At 43.4% G+C, this 23,119-nt stretch carries 12 protein-coding genes; 1 reads left to right on the top strand and 11 read right to left on the bottom strand.

Features of this window, described 5'->3' with window-relative positions:
- Positions 1 to 147: 147 nt before the first annotated feature.
- The 6 genes from guaA to groES form a co-directional block, all read right to left on the bottom strand.
- Complete coding sequence (gene guaA, locus KUA50_RS01440) at positions 148 to 1,758, bottom strand: glutamine-hydrolyzing GMP synthase (protein WP_218456744.1); 1,611 nt, start codon at positions 1,756 to 1,758, stop codon at positions 148 to 150.
- Positions 1,759 to 1,833: 75 nt separating this feature from the next.
- Positions 1,834 to 2,610, bottom strand: a complete 777-nt coding sequence (locus KUA50_RS01435) for a nucleotidyltransferase family protein (RefSeq protein WP_218456745.1) — start codon at positions 2,608 to 2,610, stop codon at positions 1,834 to 1,836.
- Positions 2,611 to 2,686: 76 nt separating this feature from the next.
- On the bottom strand, positions 2,687 to 4,231 hold the full coding sequence (locus KUA50_RS01430) for a phosphotransferase (RefSeq protein WP_218456746.1): 1,545 nt from the start codon (positions 4,229 to 4,231) through the stop codon (positions 2,687 to 2,689).
- Between the two features lie 54 nt (positions 4,232 to 4,285).
- Complete coding sequence (locus tag KUA50_RS01425; RefSeq protein ID WP_022111054.1) at positions 4,286 to 4,501, bottom strand: transporter; 216 nt, start codon at positions 4,499 to 4,501, stop codon at positions 4,286 to 4,288.
- 445 nt (positions 4,502 to 4,946) lie between these two features.
- The gene (gene groL, locus KUA50_RS01420) at positions 4,947 to 6,575 is read right to left on the bottom strand and encodes a chaperonin GroEL (protein ID WP_118118927.1); all 1,629 of its coding nucleotides are present in this window, start codon (positions 6,573 to 6,575) and stop codon (positions 4,947 to 4,949) included.
- 75 nt (positions 6,576 to 6,650) lie between these two features.
- Positions 6,651 to 6,923: a co-chaperone GroES gene (gene groES, locus KUA50_RS01415; RefSeq protein WP_022111401.1), complete on the bottom strand. Its 273-nt coding sequence runs from the start codon at positions 6,921 to 6,923 to the stop codon at positions 6,651 to 6,653.
- A 276-nt stretch (positions 6,924 to 7,199) separates the two neighbouring features.
- Here groES and KUA50_RS01410 point away from each other — a divergent pair, with 276 nt between their 5' ends.
- Entirely contained in the window at positions 7,200 to 8,822 is a 1,623-nt protein-coding gene (locus KUA50_RS01410) for a Na+/H+ antiporter NhaC family protein (protein ID WP_022111403.1), read from the top strand.
- Positions 8,823 to 10,441: 1,619 nt separating this feature from the next.
- Here KUA50_RS01410 and KUA50_RS01405 read toward each other — a convergent pair.
- From KUA50_RS01405 to KUA50_RS01385, 5 genes are all read right to left on the bottom strand, one after another.
- Complete coding sequence (locus KUA50_RS01405; RefSeq protein WP_218456747.1) at positions 10,442 to 13,603, bottom strand: glycoside hydrolase family 2 TIM barrel-domain containing protein; 3,162 nt, start codon at positions 13,601 to 13,603, stop codon at positions 10,442 to 10,444.
- A gap of 42 nt (positions 13,604 to 13,645) precedes the next feature.
- Positions 13,646 to 15,901 carry a TonB-dependent receptor gene (locus KUA50_RS01400; protein WP_218456748.1) on the bottom strand — a complete coding sequence of 752 codons (2,256 nt, stop codon included), beginning with the start codon at positions 15,899 to 15,901 and terminating at the stop codon, positions 13,646 to 13,648.
- Positions 15,902 to 16,887: 986 nt separating this feature from the next.
- Positions 16,888 to 17,985 (bottom strand): metallophosphoesterase, encoded by a 1,098-nt coding sequence (locus KUA50_RS01395; RefSeq protein ID WP_413777447.1) that lies wholly within the window; start codon positions 17,983 to 17,985, stop codon positions 16,888 to 16,890.
- A 63-nt stretch (positions 17,986 to 18,048) separates the two neighbouring features.
- The gene (locus KUA50_RS01390; RefSeq protein ID WP_218456750.1) at positions 18,049 to 19,557 is read right to left on the bottom strand and encodes a RagB/SusD family nutrient uptake outer membrane protein; all 1,509 of its coding nucleotides are present in this window, start codon (positions 19,555 to 19,557) and stop codon (positions 18,049 to 18,051) included.
- A 12-nt stretch (positions 19,558 to 19,569) separates the two neighbouring features.
- Positions 19,570 to 22,596, bottom strand: coding sequence for a SusC/RagA family TonB-linked outer membrane protein (locus tag KUA50_RS01385; protein ID WP_256624234.1), 3,027 nt, complete (start codon positions 22,594 to 22,596; stop codon positions 19,570 to 19,572).
- Positions 22,597 to 23,119: the final 523 nt, after the last annotated feature.

The raw sequence follows: 23,119 nt of genomic DNA, 5'->3' as shown, positions 1-23,119 counted from the left end.
GTGAGTAATCCGTAGAGCAAGAAGGTTCCGTAAACTCAGCGTAATCCGATGAACAAAACTATGAAAAACATGAAAAGAATATGATTAAAATAAAAAGAGGATGTATCATGAACTTATGACACATCCCCTTTTTATTTTAATCAGGAATTACTCCCACTCAATTGTCGAAGGTGGTTTTGAAGAAATATCATAGCAAACGCGGTTTACACCCTTTACCTTATTGATAATCTCATTACTTACCTTAGCCATAAAGTCGTATGGCAGATGAGCCCAGTCGGCAGTCATCGCATCAGTACTTGTTACGGCACGCAATGCTACAGGGTGCTCGTAAGTACGTTCATCACCCATCACACCTACAGAACGAACCGTAGAAAGCAATACAGTACCAGCCTGCCAGATCTGATCGTAGAGAGAAACCTCTATCTCGCCATTCTGCATATCAGCAGGAACACCGGCAGCCAGGACACGACGAGCTTCCTCACCACTCAACTTCACCTTATAATCACGCAAACCACGGATATAGATATCGTCAGCATCCTGGAGAATACGAACCTTCTCTGGAGTAATATCACCCAAGATACGAACAGCCAAACCAGGACCTGGGAATGGATGACGGGTAATCAGGTGCTCAGGCATACCCATAGAACGACCTACACGACGAACCTCATCCTTGAACAACCATTTCAAAGGCTCGCACAACTGGAGATTCATCTCCTTAGGAAGACCACCTACATTATGATGACTCTTGATCACCTTACCCGTGATATTCAAACTCTCGATACGGTCTGGATAGATAGTACCCTGAGCCAACCACTTCGCACCAGTCTGCTTCTTAGCCTCAGCATTGAACACCTCCACGAAGTCACGGCCGATAATCTTACGCTTTTTCTCTGGGTCTGTTACACCAGCCAAGTCAGTGAAGAACTTCTCTGATGCATCAACACCTATTACATTCAAGCCCAAGCACTTGTAATCTTCCATAACATCACGGAACTCGTTCTTGCGGAGCATACCGTGATCCACGAAGATACAGGTCAGGTTCTTGCCGATAGCCTTGTTCAGGAGAACGGCAGCCACACTAGAGTCAACGCCACCAGAAAGGCCGAGGATGACCTTGTCATCACCCAACTGTTCCTTCAACTCAGCCACTGTAGTCTCTACGAAAGAGTCTGCACTCCAATCCTGCTTGCTGCCACAGATGTCAACCACGAAGTTCTTCAACAACTGTGTACCCTGCAAAGAGTGGAATACCTCTGGGTGGAACTGAACTGCCCAAACAGGCTGCTTGGTGGAAGCGTATGCAGCATACTTCACATTAGCCGTAGAAGCGATGCACTTGTAATCCTCAGGGATGGCTGTGATGGTATCACCATGGCTCATCCAAACCTGCGAGTTCTCTACGAAGCCCTTGAACAAAGGATTCTCTGCATCAAAGTGCTCCAAGTTGGCACGGCCATACTCACGGCTATCAGCTGCCTCCACCTTTCCGCCCTGAGCGTAAGAGAGGAACTGAGCACCATAGCAGATGCCGAGCACAGGAATGCGACCAATGAACTGGCTCAAATCTACCTTGAAAGCTTCCGGATCATGAACGGAGTAAGGACTACCGCTCAAGATGACACCAATCACAGATGGGTCATCCTTTGGAAACTTGTTGTAAGGCATAATCTCGCAGAAGGTATCAAGCTCACGTACACGACGGCCGATCAGCTGCGTGGTCTGTGAACCGAAATCCAAAATAATAATCTTCTGTTGCATAATATTTTAATTTTTAAATTTTAACTTTGAAAATTTATGATTAGCAAAGCACTTGAATTCTTCACTCTTCGTTCTTCACTTTAATTCTTTGAGAAACTCCTCCGCCTCTTTCAGCGTTTCCTGCTTTCCCACATCCATCAACTTGAGGTCGTTTTTCACGTACCCCTCAATGCGCACCTTGTCACAGTTTCTGAGATAGAAGTCCATGATAGGGAACTTATCTGGTTCTTCTTCCATCAGCGGGAAGATAGTTGGAGCCACCATGTGAATACCGGAGAAAGCATACTTCTTATATTTTTTAGGGTCAAGATGCTGATAAGGACTCTTCACCTCACCCGTTTCAATATTCGTCCAACCCACCAGTCTCATCGTATCATCAAAGAGAAGATAGCGCTTGGTCTTGCGTTCACTTACCAAGAGTCGGGCTGCCAATGGAGGTTCCTCAGCATCAGAAACCGAAGTTTCCAATAAATCCTGAGTCTCCATCTGATAGAACTTCTTCAGATCCACATTACTGAGAATGTCCACATTATGTATCAGAACAGGCTCATGAGAATCAAAGAGAGGCCAGGCTTTCCGGATACCTCCACCCGTTTCGAGCAACTTATCCGTTTCATCGCTGATGCGGATGTCCATGCCGAAATTGTCATTCTCCTTGAGATAATCTGTAATTTGATTTGAAAAATGATGCACGTTCACTACAATGCGAGTGAAACCTGCATCCTTCAGTTGAAAGATGACACGTTTGAGCAAAGGTTCTCCCCCCACCCTTACCAAGGCCTTCGGAATACGGTCGGTAAGAGGCTTCAGGCGAGTGCCCAAACCTGCTGCGAATATCATTGCTTGCATCATTGCCAAATAGCTATCGTTTAATGTGCGTGCAAATTTACTAACTTTTTGCGATATAGCCAAATTTGCACGCCAAATATTATTGTTTTGCAGGCAAAACCTGCTCAATCTTCTGTTCACGATGGCAGATTCTTACCTCCACACCAAACTTTTCATGGATATGCTCGGCAAGATGCTGGGCAGAATAAACGCTGCGATGCTGACCACCTGTACAACCGAAGCAGAACATCAGAGAGGTAAAACCACGCTGAATGTAGCGATTCACATGATGATCGGCAAGCGCATAGACATGCTCCAGGAACTTCAGGATTTCCCCATCATCCTCTAAGAATCGGATCACAGGCTCGTCCAGTCCTGTCAACTTCTTATAAGGTTCATATCTGCCCGGATTGTGCGTGCTGCGACAGTCGAAGACATAACCGCCTCCATTGCCAGAAGGATCCTCTGGAATACCTTTTTTGAAAGAGAAACTGAAAACCCTGACCACCAGCGGCCCCTTGCCGTCATACTTGGAGAAAGTAGCCGGACCATCCTGTGGATGCGAAATATAGATATTGTTGTCCGTTGTCTTATATCCGTCAGCACGGTTGACTGCCGCACTTTCGATACGGGCAAACTGCGGCAATTCGGTCAGTCGGCGCAACATATCCATCATATAAGGATAAGGGAACACCTTTTCCCCCATCTTCAGGAGATCACGCAGATTCTGGATGGCAGGAGGTATGCTTTCTAAGAAATGCTTCTTGCGTTCGAAATATCCCCTGAAACCGTATGCGCCCAATACCTGAAGGGTACGGAAGAGCACGAAGAGACTTAGGCGATTGACGAAATGACGGACAGATGGAACTTCCGTATAATTCTTGAGCGACTGATAGTATTCCCATACCAGTTCCCGTCTCAACTTGAATGAATATTGAGCAGAAGCCTGCCACAGGAAAGAAGCCAAATCATAATAGAACGGTCCCTTACGGCCACCCTGGAAATCAATAAAGTATGGATTTCCTTCTTTGTCAAGCATGATATTTCTCGCCTGGAAGTCACGATAGAGGAAACAGTTCATCGGTTCAGAAGTCAGATCCTTGGCAAAAAGTCGGAAGTTAGCTTCCAGTTTCAGTTCATGGAAATCCAGATCCGTAGGTTTCAGAAAACAATACTTGAAATAATTCAGGTCGAAGAGCACACTATCCACATCAAATTCCGGCTGCGGATAACAATTCTCCCACTCCAGTCCACGTGCCCCACGCAATTGGATGTTAGGCAATTCACGAATGGTCTTGATCAGAAGATCCTTTTCCTTCTGATTATATCTGCCACCCGCATCTCTACCACCCTTGATGGCATCAAAAAGAGACACACTACCCAGGTCTGTCTGAATATATCGGAGTTCATCATCGCTGACAGCTAAGATTTTCGGCACAGGCAATTGCCTGAGATTGAAATGATTAGCCAGATACACAAACGCATGATCCTCGTCACGGCTGGTACCGATGACGCCCACCACCGTTTCACCACTTTGCTGGGTAATACGGAAATACTGGCGATTACTCCCCTGTCCAGCCAACTTAATCACGTTGGCAGGTTCTTCACCCTTCCATTGCTTATAGAGTTCTATTAACTTTTCCACCCTTGATTATTTCTATGTTATTTGATCAAAATTCACGCAAGAGCCAGTCCCGGGCTACTCGTCCTCATCATTCTCTTGCAGTTTACGGCGCTTACGCTTATCATCTATTTGCTGGGCGAAATTATCCCCCACAAAAAGAATCAACAACACACCCAAAGTAGCAAGGAAAGAATTCAGAGAAGTCATTCCCAATGCAACCTTAGTTATATATATCAGTCCACCTATCACGATCAGGAAGACCAGCATTTTTTTCCAATCAATATTTCTCATGCTGCAAAGTTAATACTTTTTGCGGAAAACACAAAGGAAAACGAAAGAAAAGGGCACAAAAAAAATCGGATGTCTCACGACAACCGATTTCCAAAAAACAAACTACTTAAAAACTAATCTACTAAAACAAATCAAAAAAAATATCTTTGTCGGCTCAAAGCCGATACTTTTCTTTTCACGTTGCAAAGATACGCAAAATATCAATAACGTGCAAGTATTTTTGCAGAAAAATGCAGCAAAAAGTGCTAAAATACCTAAAAATGGGGATAATTCGTAAGAATCATCCCCATTTTGTTATTTGTAGTTTACATTTTAGCTACTTAAATGCAGTTTCTGATATTTGCCGCATCATCTACCGTGAAATGCTTCTTATGCAGAAAAATACATCTTCAGCAGAAAAATACGTCTTTTTCTGTCAGACACTGCTTTTTCTATCAGATGCTTTTTACATCATGCCACCCATACCAGGTGCAGCTGCTGGAGCAGCAGGAGCTGGCTCAGGTTTATCAACCAACACGCACTCTGTAGTCAAGAAAAGGCCAGCGATAGAAGCCGCATTCTCCAAAGCCACACGCTCTACCTTAGCAGGGTCAACGATACCAGCCTGACGCATATCCTCGTAAACATCCTTGCGGGCATTGTAACCGAAGTCACCTTCACCCTCGCGTACTTTATTAACAACTACAGAACCCTCGCCACCTGCGTTAGCAACAATCTGACGGAGAGGCTCCTCGATGGCACGCTCAACGATGCGGATACCCGTAGTTTCATCAGCGTTATCACCCTTCATATCCTTCAAAGCCTCAAGAGCACGGATATAAGTAGTACCACCACCAGCAACGATACCTTCCTCGATAGCAGCACGAGTTGCGCAAAGAGCATCATCTACACGATCCTTCTTCTCCTTCATTTCCACCTCAGAGTTGGCACCTACATAGAGGACAGCCACACCACCGGCGAGCTTAGCCAGACGTTCCTGAAGTTTCTCCTTGTCATAAGAAGACTTGGTATTTTCAATCTCGTTCTTGATCTGAGCTACACGATCCTGGATGTTAGCCTTCTCTCCATGACCATTCACAATCGTAGTATTATCCTTGGTGACAGTAACCTTGTCAGCAGAACCGAGCATATCCAATGTAGCCTGTTCCAACTTCAAGCCCTTCTCCTCAGAAATAACAACACCACCAGTCAAGATAGCAATATCTTCCAACATAGCCTTGCGACGGTCGCCGAAGCCTGGAGCCTTCACAGCACAGATCTTCAAACCGCCACGCAAACGGTTAACAACCAAAGTAGTCAAAGCCTCAGAATCAACATCCTCAGCGATAACCAACAAAGGACGACCGCTCTCAGCAGCAGGCTGGAGGATAGGCAAGAACTCCTTCAAGTTAGAAATCTTCTTATCATAGAGGAGGATGTATGGGTTATCCATTACGCACTCCATCTTATCAGCATCAGTCATGAAGTAACCGCTCAAGTAACCACGGTCGAACTGCATACCCTCTACCACACCGATATTGGTATCACGGCTCTTGCTTTCCTCGATAGTGATCACACCATCCTTAGAAACCTTGCGCATAGCATCAGCCAAGAGTTTACCGATCTCAGCATCATTGTTGGCAGAAACAGTAGCCACCTGCTCAATCTTATCGTAGTTGTCATCTACCTGTTCAGCATGCTCCTTGATGAAAGCAACGACAGCAGCCACAGCCTTGTCAATACCACGTTTCAAGTCCATAGGATTAGCACCAGCAGTAACGTTCTTCAAACCCTCAGTCACGATAGCCTGAGTCAGGATAGTAGCAGTAGTAGTACCATCACCCGCATCATCACCAGTCTTGCTGGCAACACTCTTAACGAGCTGAGCACCTGTATTTTCAAACTTATTCTCCAACTCTACCTCCTTAGCAACGGTAACACCATCCTTAGTAATCTGAGGAGCACCAAACTTCTTTTCGATTACCACGTTACGTCCCTTAGGACCGAGAGTTACCTTCACTGCGTTAGCCAACTGATCGACACCCTTCTTCAAGAGGTCGCGAGCATCCATATTGTATTTAATATCTTTAGCCATAATATTTTCTTTCTAATTTAAATATCAGCAAAAAGTTTTTTACCTTTTTACTTTTTTACCTTTTTACCTTTAAAACTACTCTTCTACCACAGCGAGCACATCGCTTTGGCGCATCATCATATACTTCGTACCACCAAATTCAAGTTCAGTACCAGCATATTTTCCGTAAAGAACGGTATCGCCCTCTTTAAGAATCATCTCTTCATCCTTCGTACCCTTACCTGTAGCAACGATTTTACCACGTTGTGGTTTTTCCTTTGCTGTATCAGGGATAATGATTCCACCTACTTTTTCCTCGGCTGGTGCAGGAAGTACCAGCACTCTGTCTGCTAATGGTTTAATATTCATGATTCTATATTTTTTAATTGTTATGACATATGATTGCGTTTACACCGGAATCAGATCCGATGCTTCACACCCACGACATATACGAAAAATGTGCCAAACCAGAAAGGCTGACACATTGACACTCTTAGATACTGACATTTTTACATAAACGCAGCATATCTTTATTTTTTTCAGAAATTTCAAGCATTTTATTTTTTCATTCGGGATATTCTTCTTAATTTTGCCATCGAAAAGAATCATATACATTATTAATATATAATATACAGCAATAAAATTATGGATTACAATATGATAGGCACCGCATGGTCGCTCCTTCCCCCTATCGTTGCCATTGCACTGGCTCTGAAAACGAAGGAAGTTTATTCTTCACTCTTCATCGGCATCATCTTAGGAGCCGTAGAATACTGCATATCTATGGGTACGGGCTTAGACGGATTTCTCGTCCATCTCACCAACCATACCGTCATAGAAGGAGATGAAACCAAAGGATACGGACTGATACATTGTCTCTCAGACCCATGGAATGTCGGCATCCTGATATTCCTGGTATTATTGGGCTCCATCGTATCCCTGATGAACAAGGCTGGAGGTTCAGCAGCATTCGGCAGATGGGCATCCAAGCACGTGAAGACCAAGATGGGGGTCCAGATAGCCACCATCCTGTTGGGCATACTCATCTTTATCGACGATTACTTCAATTGTCTCACGGTAGGTTCAGTGATGCGCCCTATCGCCGTTCGCAATGGCGTGACCAAGGAAAAATTAGCTTATCTCATCGACTCCACAGCAGCACCCGTCTGCATCATCTCCCCAATCTCCAGTTGGGCTGCAGCAGTTTCCGGTTTCGTTTCTGGAGGAGAGAACGGACTCGCCCTCTTCTGCAAGGCCATTCCTTTCAATTTCTATGCCTTCTTTACCATCCTCTTCATGTTTGGTATAGTTTGGTTAGACTTTGATTTCAAGGCGATGAGCAAATACGATGCCCGACTGAAGGAATGGTATGAAAGAACCAATGGAGGAAAGCTCGACGAAGTGAGCGGCACCAAACTGCACATCGTAGAACATGGCGTGGGAGCCAAGAAGGGCGAAGAAGCAACAGCCAGCAAAGGTTCCGTAGCCGACCTTGTGATACCGATAGTCCTGCTCATCATCTTTTGCATGACGGGCATGGTATATTCCGGCGGATACTTTGATGCAACCAGCGACAACTACCATCATTTCGTAGATGCCTTCGCTGCAAGCAATGCCTCTGTAGGACTGGTCATCGGTTCATTAGGTTCCTTCATCCTGACCATCATCCTCTTTGTATCCCGCAAGACATTAGCGTTTACCGATGCCATGAGTAGCCTCATCAAAGGCTTCGAGGCAATGGTACCAGCCATACTGATCCTTACATTGGCGTGGACGTTGAAGAGCATGACCGACTCATTGGGAGCAGCAGAATACGTATCAGGCGTAGTAGCCAACAGTGCAGCCGGACTGCAGCAACTCTTACCAGCCATCATCTTCATCGTGGCAGCATTCTTAGCCTTTGCCACAGGCACCTCATGGGGCACCTTCGGCATACTGATTCCAATCTGCATCGCAGTATTCCCAGCCGCCGAGCCGCTTCGCATCATCTCCATTTCAGCATGTATGGCAGGAGCAGTGTGTGGAGATCATATCTCCCCAATCTCCGACACCACCATTATGGCAAGTGCCGGCGCCGAGTGCAAGCATGTGCATCACGTATCCTCCCAGTTGCCTTATGCCCTCACGGTAGCCACGGTATCCTTCATCACCTTCCTGATAGCAGGTTTCACCCAACAGTTGGGCATATTCGGCAGTGCTGTCGTATCATGGATATGCGGCATCAGCTTATTGGCAGGAGCCCTCTATGTATTGAAAAAGAAGTTCTAATCCCTTACCACCACACATTCCTCCAGTCTCAGCACCTTCATTTTGTTCTTTCTTCTCACAACTGTTTGGTGATATGAGAACCTGCTGAAGAAACAGTCTTTATGACAACTGGCGGCCCAGGCGCATTGACTATTTTCGCTGCAAATATCAAAAGAATTCTTAAATTAATGCATAAAGCATAAGAGAGAGGATATCCTCATAAATATGATCTCATATAACCCTCTGTAAGTCGATATAAAGCTATCTAAGCCATTGTGTCAGGCAGAAATAGATTTAAAATCTGTCCGTCAGAAACTGCTCAGAAGTACAATAACTGGCTGCATTTTTATTTATTTTTCCAAAAACAGGCACCTTTTTCAGTGCCCTCGGCGAAAAGGGGGTCTTTACCCCACTCCCAAGGAGGGTGTGTCATAAGTCTGTGACGCACCCTTGTTGAGCCCACTTTAAAAAGGGGCATATTTTGATTCCAGCATGACCAGTGTGGTCAGCCCGACTTCCTAACTGCATTGAGGGAGCCGTGAATATATCTAACTGAGGATTCGGATCTGTCTTTCTAAACATAATTTTTCTGTTTGATTGATGATGTAAAGATACGAAAAATATTCCAGACAACGGCATAAATCAGGGATTATTTTCGTTAAATATAAACATTTAAAACAAGCCTTACTTTTTAAAGTGGGCTCAGTTCTTGACTAAAAAGATACTGTAGCTATAGACAACGAAAATTAAGCATTTTTATTAACAAATATATATTTAAGTTCCATTTCCTCTAAAGAAGTGCAAGTACGAACTCTAACGATGCGCTTTATTAAGGTCTAATGATGCGCATCGTTAGGTGTTAATGAAGCGCATCGTTAAGTGTTAATGAAGCGCATCATTAGACCTTAATGAAGCGCTTCGTTAGGTCATGTAGATTTTCCACCAGCTATATTACTGAAAATCAGCAAATTACACTCCATCTCAAGACTGCGAACTCTTGCCGTCAACAGGAAGAACAGAAGTATAAAGGTTTGTTTCATCATTATATTGTATCATTAAACTATGCTATTGCAAAAGTACAAAAACTTTTACAATAACATACTATTTTATACCTGAAAATAACTAAAAACCAACATTGCTCTCTATCACCCTCAAATCCACAACTACGCCCTTCAACGTCCTTCTTGCGTGTACACGTCCTCTCATTACTGAATTATCAGATAAATTGAGGCAGAAGCACCCACTTCTGCCTACAATGATTCTGCAAATGTAGTTGACACCACCGCTTCTAATAAGGACAATGTGGATTTGACGTCTGTTGCAGGAACGTATGAGGAACTCTCCCGGCAGCAGATTGCCCGGGTATAAAATAAGGTTAAGAATGCCAACAGCATCATTATGACAGATTCTATGGGTGTAGAACCTGAAGGTGAGACTGCAAAATTGTATGTACTGAAAAAGAAATAGTACAAGGAATCAAAAAAAAAACGTGGACAGACATTAAGTCTATTCACGTTTTTTCAAAGATGTATTCAGAGCCTTATAACTTACTATGACTGATTGAACATAAAGCATTTATTTTCAATGCTCTTTGATATATTGCGTTCTCACTCTGATTTCTCAGAGTGAGAACTATTTGGTTATCTTACAGGACGAATCACGAATTTGAATGCATAGTCCTGATAAGGAAGCATATATTTCTCAATAGGTAATGCGCCCCATGTATTGATACATCCCAATCCCATTTGTCTCTGACTAATGTGTACAGAGGTAAAGTCTCGTGGTACAAGGTCTCCAGAATGTTCTTGGTTCTTTACCGGTCCGCGGTAAAGATCTGAAGTCAGATAGTTCAGGCTTGAACACTCCATTGGCTCATTGGAGAAAAACTCCAGACCTTTATTGTCTTTTGTCAGAACCTTCCAATATCTTACCTGCGTCTTGTTGCCAGACTCCTGTGGACGAACGTATGGATAATACTGATCCTTTACCAACTGGGTAAAAATGCCCAATCTGTCGGAATTGTTACGGTCTGCATAATTCTCGTTAGGACCCTTTCCGTAGAATTCAACTCTATCAAACTCCTTAGGCATCTGCAATTCCATTCCATAGCGCAGAAGATTTGGCTTGTTCTCCGCATCAGGATTTACCTTCAGATCTTGTTCAACAGTCAGTTCTCCATTATTATTCAATGTATAGGTAAGAGTCAGTGTTGACTCTGTTTCTTTGAGATACAACTCGGCAACAACAGAACCATTCTCCTTACGGGTAAAATTCTTCAGTTCCATACTTGGCTTATTCCATGCTGCACTTAATGTAGGCATATGTGAACCAAAATCGTTGTCTGTGCATGCTCTCCAGAAGTCTGGAGTCAAATCAAATCCTCTTACAAGCATAGGTGTTTTGTCAACATCCAAATAAGAAACAAGTCCTGTTGCCTTACTGATGGTAACATCCACACCATTGGCAGAAAGAACGAGATACTTGGCATGATCTACAGCCTTGACTTTGGCTGTTTCAGAGGAATTCAATACAGGGAACTTATAGTCGCTAATCACAAACTGCTGGTGGGCGATTTCTTCATCCTTACTTAGAAGAAGCGAATCACTGTTCAATTTGTACGTAAGATTCAGTGTCTTTTCCTTTCCTCTGTACTTCTTGTCTGCAACTATCTTTGCATATCCTGGAATTGCAATGGTCTTGCTTGTCTGAGGAAGAATATTGTATTTGCCAAGGTTGATTAAACCGTTTGCCATACTTTTTCCCTCTACCTCTATTGAATATACGAGATTTACGTTATTCAACGGAACAAAGAAGTTCTCGTTGAATACAGAGACAGTACCCTTGACCTTGTTCTCAAGTTTGCTCCAGATGTTCTGATGGAAGTATTTCACTTCGTAAGCATGAGGATTTGGTCTTCTGTCCGGACTAACCAAGCCATTGTTGTTGAAGTTCTCGTCAGACATAGGGAAACGACCATAATCACCGCCATAGGCATAGATCTGATTACCAGTTATCTTGCTCTTGTCGCGCAGACCCTGATCTACAAAATCCCAGATAAAACCACCCTGATACTGAGGATACTGACGGACCAAATCCCAATACTGCTTAAATCCACCCATAGAATTACCCATGGCATGGGCATACTCCTGCTGAAGAAGAGGTTTGTCACAATAGTCCTTTTCCAGATATGCTCTACAACTGTCGTAATCAGCATACATAGGACAGAAAATGTCAGTCTTGCCAGCCTTCAGACCAGCCAACTCGTATGACTCAACAGGACGGGTTTCATCATGATTGCCTGTTGAACATGCCATTTCGTATTGTACTGGACGAGAACTATCATATGCCTTTACCCAATCGTAGGCATCCTCAAAGTTCTTACCATAACCTGCTTCGTTACCAAGACTCCACATAATGATACAAGGATGGTTTTTGAGAACCTTCACATTGTGCATGTTACGCTCAATATGTGTCTTGTTGAACAACTCTTTTTTGGCCAGAGTCTCTTTACCAAATCCCATTCCGTGGCTTTCCAGATTTGCCTCAGCCACGACATAAATACCATATTCATCACACAAATCATACCAGCGTGGATCATTTGGATAGTGGCTGGTGCGTATAGCATTGATGTTTAATTGCTTGGCAACCTTTATGTCACGAATCATGTTCTCAACACTGACAACATATCCTCCATCAGGATCTATCTCATGACGGTTCACACCCTTGATAAGAACAGGCTGTCCATTTACCAAGAGCTGTTTTCCCTTGATCTCGATCTTTCTAAAACCGACATTTTGGCGAATGACTTCCAATACTTTATCTCCATCCATCAGTGTCGCTCTGAGTGTGTACAAATTCGGTGTTTCTGCTGTCCACTTGGCTACATTCTGAATGGTTGACTCTACTGTTGAACTGCCACCCTGTAACTGTTGCTTTCTTTCAAAAACCGTATTGCCAGTTTTCTTGTCTATCAATTCTACCAGAACATTCTTTCCATCACATGATTCTGTAGAAAAATGAATGGCAAAGATACCGTCTTTATAATTATCGGACAAGGAAGAGGTTACGTTCAAGTCCTTAATATGTGACTTCGGCTGAGCATAGATATAGTTCTCTCTGGCAATACCGCGAAGTCTCCAATAGTCCTGATCCTCAAAATAAGAGCCATCGCACCATCTCATCAGCTGCATGGCTATCAGATTCTCTTTTCCTGGTTCTACATATTTAGTGATGTCAAATTCCGCAGCAACCTTATTGTCTTCAGCATAGCCAACAAACTTTCCATTTACATATAGGTTGATATTGCTGGAAAATTCACCGATGTGCAGTATTATATTGTCACCATTCCAATTCTCAGGAATTACAATCTTACGTCGGTAAGATCCGACGTAGTTGCCAAGATCCTGCACATAAGGAGGATTTGATTTCCATTCATTTTCCCACTCATATCTATAGTTGGTATAGACTGGCACGCTATAGCCATTCAACTCCCAACATCCAGGAATTGGCATCTTACCCCAATTAGAATCATCAAGATTGAGAGAATAGAAATCTAAAGGACGCTCATTGGCATTCTGCACCCAATTGAATTTCCAATTTCCTTCAATAGACAAGAATCTCTTTGAAAGCGTCTTGTCATTTCTGTCAGACAGTTCCTTATTCTCATAGCCGAAGAAATCAGAAACAGGCTCGTTACGATTGATGTTGTTCACCAAAGGGTCATTCCATGGTTCTGTCTTCTGGGCATATACATTACCTGACAAAGCCATAAAAAGTACTATAAAATTGCATAATTTATTCATAATCAATTGGTATTTATAGTTTTATACTTGATTAATTGGTATTTATAGTTTTATACTTGCTCCAAACTCAACAGTGAAAGGACGAAGATAGCGTCCGGACATTACGTAGCCATTGAATCGCTTGGCTTCTTCCGGACCAATAAGCTCTGAGCCGGATATTGTACCGCTGGCACCTTTTTGGTTCAGGAAGTTGACTACACCAAGGTTGAATGATAATTTGTTGGTAGCATTCCATTTCACACCTGCGAAAGTTTCCCAATGACCGTTGAACCAAAGGGCATTTGAAAGGTTAGCATACGTTTTTCCAAAATATCTGAAACTGCCCCATACTGTCATTTTATCCTTGTAAAAGGTATAACTTGGGTCAAGCTCAATCAGTATCTGTGGTATTTCCTTGACGATGTTACCAGTGGCGTTTAAGTCTGCGGTCTCACCATCATCAAACTTTACTGTCACAGAATAGTCCTTGTATGTTGGCTTCTGATAGGTAAAGAGGGCATGAAGATGCGCACCCTTGAATGGATCAAGTTCCACATTGGTTGTCCATCCCACTGTCTGGATGCTATAATTTAATGATGTTGTCTTTGAAATACTAGTACCAGGTTTGGTTATATCCTGCTGGTCTGTATTGTTAGTCTTCTGAATCCAGGTAATCATTGATGTGACATCAATCCACTTATTGCGATAGTATATACCACCACGGAGCAATGGAATGCGGAGACGCAGGTCCTGCGGTCCCATATTGGCATAATCTGTCATGCGAGGAGAGCGTTCCATTTGAGTGAAGTCAGCGGTGAGTCCCATACCTTTATAAAAGGACCATGTAGCCGAAACTGTAAATGCATAGTTGAGTTTATTCTTTGTTCTGTGCTGTGGAGTAATGGTTACACCGTCTGCATTGGTTGCACCGACATACATGTCTGCAAATCGTGCATAAGGCAACTGGTCTACAGACATACGACACCACTCCAAGCGTGCACCATAGAAGAAACGAAGGCTTTCAATAGGACGCCATTCGTCTGTGAAATATCCTGCTAACTTGTTCTCATTACCGATAGCATAGTCTGTAGATATCTCATTGAACCCATAATAAGTTGTTCTTGCAGTCGGGTCTGAAACCGTGGAATGTGACAGAAACTCTGGATACTCATTTACAGTGGCATCCCATTGTGTTGACGCAGACCAGTAGTTTAAGTCAAAGTTCCACTCGTTGAGACCTATTTTAAGATTATGCTGGCCATAGTTTCTCATCACCTCAGAGGTGAGAAGGAAAGATTTTGCCTTTGCAGTATGAAACCAGATTCTTCGACCATCCATCATACCTGTATAAAGCTTTCCATTCTTGTCATAATACGTATTCGTATTACCCTCAACCTTTCCATCTTTGACATTCATGATGGAACTGCCGCCAAAGTCGGCATAGTTAGCATCAGCCCAGGTATATTTAGCCTTTGTATCCAAGTTCCATGCATTACCTAAATCCCATTTGAATAATACAGCAAATTCGTGAGATTTGTTTTTGTTCCAATCATTGATAGTAGTGTTTTTCACTTCACCTGTCTTCATATCACGGTACATGAAGTTCTGAGAAGCTGGAACGTATGAAGATGTACCCAATTTAAAGCCATCCAATTCTGTCACATCACCATTAGTGTGATAGATAAATGGTGCAAAACAGGTTACGGAACCCATACGCTGACTGTTTGAGAACTTGTAGAGGAAAGACAACTGTCCTCTGTTTCCCCAATGCTTTGTCAGGGCACCCTTATAAATCTGGGTACGGTCATTATAGTTGGTAAACTTCAAGTCAAAGGTTCCCGGATCAAAGTTTTGATACATATTCAAGGCATAAGTCCAGCCTTTAGCCAGAGGTCCTGAAACGTTCAAATCAAACTGATGCATACCATAATGGTTGCCTTTGTAATTCAAAATACCCTTGAACGTATTACTGCCTAAGTCGCTGAAACTGTTTACTGAATAAGCGATGTTTCCTGTAGCTATGGCTGATTCCTGCGGGTTCATCAATCCTACTTCAGCCAAGCTTCCGTCACTTCTCCAATGAGCAGATAGAGGATGGATGTAAGAAGAATAAACGACAGGTAATCCGTTCTCGTACACATTTACATCTTCACTTGGAAGACCAATCTGAATGTAACGAGGTGCATTGGCATCGGATGCATTGAGCATCACATTGCGTTCTGCTTTCTTTTCTACCATTGTAGTGTCTGACTTCTCTTGAGCACTACAAATGCTTGGGATGACCACGCAACAAGATAAGAGTAAAAGTTCTCTTCTCATAACTTTAAAACATTAAAAACGCTAAATACATAATGGATTTATTTCAACCATACATGCAATTACGTTTTATGTCCAATGCACCTATATGGACCAAAAAAACTACTGAACACATACATAAGGGAAACGGCATTGGTGCAGTACGAGCTACTCAGTCAAACAGTCCTGAACTCCTAAAACATCCTATACAAGCCAGTAGTGGAATACACTTTGTTACCTATAAGATAATTATGAAATTTTACTATACGTTATATACTACTAATGGAACTATTCTGGTGTAGCTGATAATAAGTTTTCTATTTTAATAATCTATTGGGCGGTCCGTAACTGCCTTGTATATTCCTGATCCTGATTTGATATTATAGAATCCAAGTGTGTGTATAACCAAGTGCGCTTGTAAACGCCATTTCCAATATGCTTGTCCTTCCCGTCTTTCTCACTCGGCATTCGTCAATTAAGGTAAGGCGTGAAAACGATTGCAAAGATAAGGCTCAAATCTTAATAATCAAAAAAAAAAAACAATATTATTAAACTTTAACGATAATAACCGAAGCGTTTATCAGATTTCAACATATTCTTACTCGTAGGTACGGATCTTTAATCCGTAACCCTTTAGAAGTAACATCTGTTTTTACGTTATTTGTTGCTTCTTTGTTTTCTTCTCTGCTTTCTTTCTCAACCTGCGGCGCAAGTTCAAGCTGTATTTTTCGGTCCAATGCAGCCAGTTCCGCTTTCAGACTTTTCAGCTCTTCTTCTCTCTTCCAAACCTTGGAAGCTATTTCCTGTAGTTGCGTTATCTCCTTCTCCAGTGTTCTGCATCTTGAATCATACTTTTCAATGTACCCTTGTATCTTCTGCAGGGCATGCCCGACACACAAAGATAAAGAGGGTGCGTCAAGGACTTATGACACACCCTCTTTAGACAATGAGTATCAGGAAGGATACTACATCAAGATGCTATAGCGAAGAGATTTTCTCTATAGTGCAAACTACAGCTTGCGCTTAATTCCCTTGTCACCGACAACATATACCTTATCCTCATCTATCAGGACAGCCCTGCCACGCTGATGGTTGTAGTTATCCAGATTATCGACATTCACGGCTATGACCTTTCCCTTATAGAAACGCTTGATGTCCTTGAATATCGTATGACCAACATAGATTCTATCCACATCGTAACGCTGAAGCACCATATCGAGAGAATCGTTTGACAAAGGCGACCATTTCTTGGTCTTCAGCACCAAGCCACGATACCAAATGGGACCACGGTTGCCATAAAGGAACTTACAGAACTCAGAATGAGCCTTGCGCTGTTTGCTCTTCATAAAGAGCACACTGCTGATAGTGTCGTTGACTACAGGGATTTTCAAATCACGGTCATAGAATTCCTTGCTGATACCGGCATGCACAAAAAGATTGCGGCCAATCACCTGCATGGCATTACGTGTGGCAAGCCATCGGCCCAGCTCGGTATTCGAACCGAAGAGATGGCGATAAGAAATTCCCAGGGTGTCGGCAAGCATCTTATATTTAGGCTTGGCGTAACGCATATCGCCAGCCAACTCCATAGGCTCGTGATTGCCCAACAACACAGAAACACGACCGCCACACTCGGCAGCCTCGGCCTCAAGTTTATAGAAGAGCCAAAAAATCTGAGGTACATCATAACCTCGGTCGAAGATGTCGCCAATAACCACCAGCTGATTGTCGCCATAAGCCCAGCGTAACTGGCTGTCAATAACACCATTGGCCTTCAGCAGGCTGACTACCAAGTTGAGTCTGCCATGAGGATCGGACATCACAAAGGTTTTCCTTGCCTGACTCTGCTTCCATGGCTGACGAGCGATAGAATGCAGACATACAGAGAAAGGGTATTTCCCCTCATGGTCAGCCACATGCAGAGTAAAATCCTTTGGCAAGACTGCATAGACAGTATCTTTCACCTCGCCATTCTCAGTTACCGAGATAACTCTTACACTACCGTCAGTCTGATAGACCACATAGGGACCATCGCACGACAACTTCTTGTCGTCGGCATGCTCCTTAGCCGAAATGGTGATGCTGAACATCGTCAGCATCACCATCATCATTACCAATAAAAACTTATTATTTTTGTTCATTTCATTTATTTACTTTTACCTGTTCAAGGATTATTCTCCGTAACCAGGATTATTCTGCAAGTGACTAACATTGCGTTCTGCCAATGGCAGAGGAAGTACTATCTTGTAGAAATTGTCTTCTCCCTCGCCTATGGTCATAAAATCCTTGCCACAAGTATGCTTGGTCTTGCTCAAAGTGCTGTTGCTCTCTTCCACACGCACCACCTTCTTGCCATTTCTCAGCAGGTCGAACATACGATGTCCTTCACCCACCAACTCCTTGCGACGCTCATCAAGCACCTGGTCTACTGTAACCGTAGAAGATGCATTAACCGATTTAGCAGGATTGGCTCTGCTGACGATAGCACCGAGATATTTCACAGCTTCAGCATTATGGTCGCTACCTGCTGCTGTCAACTTGGCTGCAGCCTCAGCAGCATTGAGATAGGCTTCAGAGAGACGAATCAAAGGAATATTAGCATCCTCAACACCCTCACCTTGCTGTGGCTGATACTTGTTGACATATCCACGTCCATAAACAGATGAAGAATAACCTTGAGCCTTGGTAGCCACATTGATAATCTTCAGACGAACATCATCGTTGTCTTTCTTGAGGAAATTGTAGAACGATTTTGTGACACAACCGTCATAATATCCATTAGGAGAATAGAGATAACCTAAACTTTCCTTACCAGGAGAATCGGTAGTAAGGTTGATGATCTCGAAGAGCACCTCGCCCTTATTGGTAGAAGCTTCACTCACATCGTTCGACCATGCTGTGGGATACTCTGCGTTGGTCCACAGCTGATATTGATGACTTTCAGCGCCCTCTATGGCAGCTTTGGCTGCATTAAGAGCCTTCTCGTTGTCACCATGATAGAGATACACACGACTCAAGAGTGTCAGGGCAGCCCACTTATTGATCTTGCCCTTATTGAACTTCTCGCCAAGCAAATTGATACTTGCCTCCAAATCATTAATGATCTGTTCGTAACATTGAGCCACCGTACTGCGCTGAGGCATATAGTCCTTATCCACCACATCTGTTACGATGCTGGCACCCAGAGAGGCACCATTGTCATAGGTATAGGGATAACCGTAGAGCTTGGTCAAATCGAAAAGCGACATACCACGGAGGGCAAGAGCCTGACCCTTATAGTCGTTCATGGTCTGCTTGTCGGCATCCGCAACCTCAATTTTATCAATATTGGTCAAAATCACATTACAGTTCTGAATAATACTGTATGGATAAGCCCAATAAGAAGAAGGCACATTGCTCTTGGTAAAGCCATAAAGGTAAGCGGATGCAGTACGCTTGGTAGAACTGACTGCCTGCATGTCGTCGCCAGTCATATCGCCATAATACACCAATCGACCAGAATAGGCGTAAGGAGACTGCATGGTACTATATATACCGTTCAGAGTGGCGTCAACCTCAGACTTTGAGGTAACCTTGGTAGGCACAGATGTTGATGGATCAAGATCGAGCCAGTCATTGCCACACGAAGACATGCCTATAGCAACGATTCCCATCATTACATATTTATATATCTTGTTCATAATCATTCATTTTTAGAAATTAACATTCAAACCGAAAGTAACTGTCTTGAGTGGTGGAGTAGCCTGTGTGGCACTACCATTGACCACAGACTCAGGATCATAATAATCCCAAGCCGCCCATGTCCACAGGTTATTAGCCGACATATAAATACGGGCATTGCTCAAGCCAACAGAAGAGAGCCACTGCTTTGGCAAGGTGAAGCCAAGGGTGAAGGTCTTCAGACGCAGGAAGTCGGTGCTGTGCAGACGACGGCTGTTGGTGATCTTGTGCATTGCCACGCTGGAGCTCTTCTCATAGAACTGCTCGTACTTGGTGACATCGCCAGGCTTCTTCCAACTGTCGGCATAATATGTTGGGATATTTGCCTCCAGGTCATAACCTCCGTGCTCAGTCTTCTGAGCCCAGGTGTCGTACGACCATCCACCAAACTGATAGTTGAAGAGGAAGCTCAGGTCGAACCACTTGTAGCGGAAGCTGTTATAGAGTCCGCCTGTGATGTTGGGCTCTGCATGTTTGTCGAGCATAATCGACTTAGCCTCGCTTGCCTTCTCGGTTATTTCCTTGCTATAAGAGCCATCCTCCAGCAAGTCGTTCTTATAGAACTGAGGATTACCATTCTCGGGGTTGATGCCGGCAAATTCTATCATATAGAAGGTACGATAAGAATGACCTATCTTGTGAATCTGAGTACCGCTTACTATCTCTGTCTGATCGCCATCGAGATTGACTACCTTATTGGTGTTGTGCGAAAGATTGAATGTGGTCTTCCACTCAAAGTCCTTGGTCTTGAAATTGGTAGAGTTGATTTCCAATTCCACACCCTGATTTCTCAACTGTCCTACGTTCATGAGGTAAGAGCTTAAACCTGTGGTCATAGACACTGGACTGTCCATGAGAAGGTTCTTGGTGTTACGCAAATAATACTCCAAGGTAACGTTCACACGATTGAAGAGTGAGAAGTCGAGACCTAAATTCAGGTTATAGTTGGTTTCCCACTTCAGGTTGTCATTGGCAAGCTGCGAGATGATGATGGCTGGCTGCTCGTTGTAGCCGTCGCTCAGACTGCTCAATGCCATATAGCCATAATAATCGGAAGGCAAAGTACCATTCACACCATAAGATGCACGAAGCTTCAGATCGGTAAGCCAGTCAGATACTGGTTTCATGAAATCCTCTTCGATGATACGCCATGCACCCGATACAGACCAGAAGTTACCCCAGCGATGAGAACGCTGCATACGAGAGCTGCCGTCTACACGATAGCTGAGTCCAAGAAAATACTTGTTGTCATAGTCATAGTTTACACGTCCGATATAAGAAACCATACGTGTGCGACTATCAGAACCGCCTACCGACTCCGTCTTCTTACCATTAGAGATGTCGTTCTTATCGGGAGTGGCGAAGTTGGTAGCATACCCTGACAAATAGTCGCGATACTGATCGTCAATCTCATAGCCCAAGAGTTCATCCAGATGATGTACGTTTGCAAAAGTCTGCTTATAGGTAAGCTGGTTGCCCCACATCATTTTACGACGCTCATAGAACTTCTTTGACATACCACCGTTGATATCATCACCATTAGAGGTACGTGGGTCAGCCCATTTTTTTCCCTTTGTCGTGATATAGTCATAACTGAAGGTGGTCTTGAACTTCAAGTCCTTAATAAACTCATACTGACCATAAATGGTATTGAAAGTACGGGTGACATACTCACGCTGAGAATCATATTCGTTGGCGAGGGCTGGGTTGCGATCACCGATACGAATCAGTGCGCGGTTCCATGTACCATCCTCGTTGTATACAGGATCGGAAGGTGTCACAGCACTTCTCGAAGAATAGAAAGGAGAAGTGTAGGAGAATCCCTCACTGTAAACATCCTGATTGACACTTGAGAAGAGGATATTGGCACCAAGAGTCAACTTGTTGGTGGCCTTGTAGTCCACATTCAGTCTTCCCGAAAGACGCTCCAGACCAGAACGCTGTGTGATACCCTCCTGCTTGAGATAGCTCAGTGAAGAATAATATTTAAACTTGTCAGTTCCGCCAGACAGAGATGCCTCATACTGCTGATGGCTTCCTTTCTTGAAAAGCACATCGTCCCAATCTACAAATCCACACCATGGCACGGGTGCATAAGTATCGATGTTCTCGTCGGCATAGGCCTTGGCATCCTCTTCACTCTCACCGTCACGAAGCGCACCCGCATAGAGACCATTGTAGATATAGTCACGTCGCTGCTGGCCACTCATTACCGGGCGATACTCCATGGCGAAGTCTGAGAATCCCCAGTCTGCCTGCAGAGAAACCTTAGGCTTGCCCTGCTGTCCCTGCTTGGTAGTAATAATGATGACACCATTGGCTGCACGCGAACCATAGAGTGATGCTGCGGCAGCATCTTTGATGACGGTAATACTCTGGATATCATTGGTATTTATGGTCGACATAATGTCGAGACCAGAATCTGAATCCAGCGAGCTGATGTTGCCACTGATCATCGGCACACCATCAATCACATAAAGCGGTGTGTTGGCTGCATTGATAGAGCCCATGCCTCGGATATTGATACTTGATGAGGCACCTGGCTGACCAGAGGCTGATGTAAACTGCACACCAGTGGCATTACCCTGGAGCATATCCTGGAAAGATACCGAAGGAACATCGGCTATCTTGTCGGCCTTCACATTTGCCGCAGAACCGGCATAAGCTGATTTCTTAAATGTACCATAACCTGTGACAATCACTTCATCCATCATCTGTGTGTCTTCTGTAAGGCTGATGGTAAGGGCACCATCAAAAGAGGATACCTTCACTTCCTTCTTCTGATAACCCACGTATGAAACCACCAATGTTACAGGAAGTTTGCTTACCGACAGCGAGAACTTACCGTCGATGTCTGTTACTGTACCTTGAGAACTACCTTTTAACATAATGCTTGCACCAACTATCGTTTCCTGTGTGGTTGCATCGATAATTACTCCACTAACTGTCTCTCTCTGTTGAACCGAATAGCTTGTTGCTGAATAAATAGCCTGGGGCATTACAATGCCCAACAAACAAAGCAACAGCATTCTGTTAATGAAGGAAGCACTAAACCTGATGCTTCCAGCAGAATGTAGATACTGCTTCTTCATAAAATACTAATAAAAATTAAACACTAATACGCTTTATCAAATGCAAAAGTATAAAAAACATTATAAATATAACAATATTTATTGAACTTTTTTAAAGACAATAGCAAAAAACTTTCATTTTGTAAGCAAAAATACCAATAACATGACAAAAAGCCACACTTGTAATACTATCCCTTCTATACCTAGATCCGATTTACCATCAGCCCCAGTAACGTGGATGCCCTTTGGTAAGCGTTTGCTTACATCGGCTATAGAAGGCGAATTCAAGCAATCCTACGTCATTTTTTTATATTGTGCATCATCTTAATCATAACTATGAGTATTTGGCATGTAGCCTCTACACATGTATCTTTATTTTACATTCGTCACATTTTCTTTTATAGAAAAGGGCAAACTTCTTGCAAAAATACAAAAATTAGTTGGATTACGT

The organism is Segatella hominis, assembly GCF_019249725.2.
Classification (GTDB): domain Bacteria; phylum Bacteroidota; class Bacteroidia; order Bacteroidales; family Bacteroidaceae; genus Prevotella.
The sequence above is the reverse complement of the archived record's forward strand: the minus strand, read 5'-3'. Positions and strand labels throughout refer to the sequence as shown.

What these genes read in the sequence shown, in the direction of transcription:
- KUA50_RS01425 (WP_022111054.1), bottom strand. Translation starts at nt 4,501, where the DNA reads ATGAGAAATATTGATTGGAAAAAAATGCTGGTCTTCCTGATCGTGATA.
- guaA (WP_218456744.1), bottom strand. Translation starts at nt 1,758, where the DNA reads ATGCAACAGAAGATTATTATTTTGGATTTCGGTTCACAGACCACGCAG.
- KUA50_RS01405 (WP_218456747.1), bottom strand. Translation starts at nt 13,603, where the DNA reads ATGAATAAATTATGCAATTTTATAGTACTTTTTATGGCTTTGTCAGGT.
- KUA50_RS01390 (WP_218456750.1), bottom strand. Translation starts at nt 19,557, where the DNA reads ATGAACAAGATATATAAATATGTAATGATGGGAATCGTTGCTATAGGC.
- KUA50_RS01400 (WP_218456748.1), bottom strand. Translation starts at nt 15,901, where the DNA reads ATGAGAAGAGAACTTTTACTCTTATCTTGTTGCGTGGTCATCCCAAGC.
- KUA50_RS01435 (WP_218456745.1), bottom strand. Translation starts at nt 2,610, where the DNA reads ATGATGCAAGCAATGATATTCGCAGCAGGTTTGGGCACTCGCCTGAAG.
- KUA50_RS01385 (WP_256624234.1), bottom strand. Translation starts at nt 22,596, where the DNA reads ATGCCCCAGGCTATTTATTCAGCAACAAGCTATTCGGTTCAACAGAGA.
- KUA50_RS01410 (WP_022111403.1), top strand. Translation starts at nt 7,200, where the DNA reads ATGGATTACAATATGATAGGCACCGCATGGTCGCTCCTTCCCCCTATC.
- KUA50_RS01395 (WP_413777447.1), bottom strand. Translation starts at nt 17,985, where the DNA reads ATGATGGTGATGCTGACGATGTTCAGCATCACCATTTCGGCTAAGGAG.
- groL (WP_118118927.1), bottom strand. Translation starts at nt 6,575, where the DNA reads ATGGCTAAAGATATTAAATACAATATGGATGCTCGCGACCTCTTGAAG.
- groES (WP_022111401.1), bottom strand. Translation starts at nt 6,923, where the DNA reads ATGAATATTAAACCATTAGCAGACAGAGTGCTGGTACTTCCTGCACCA.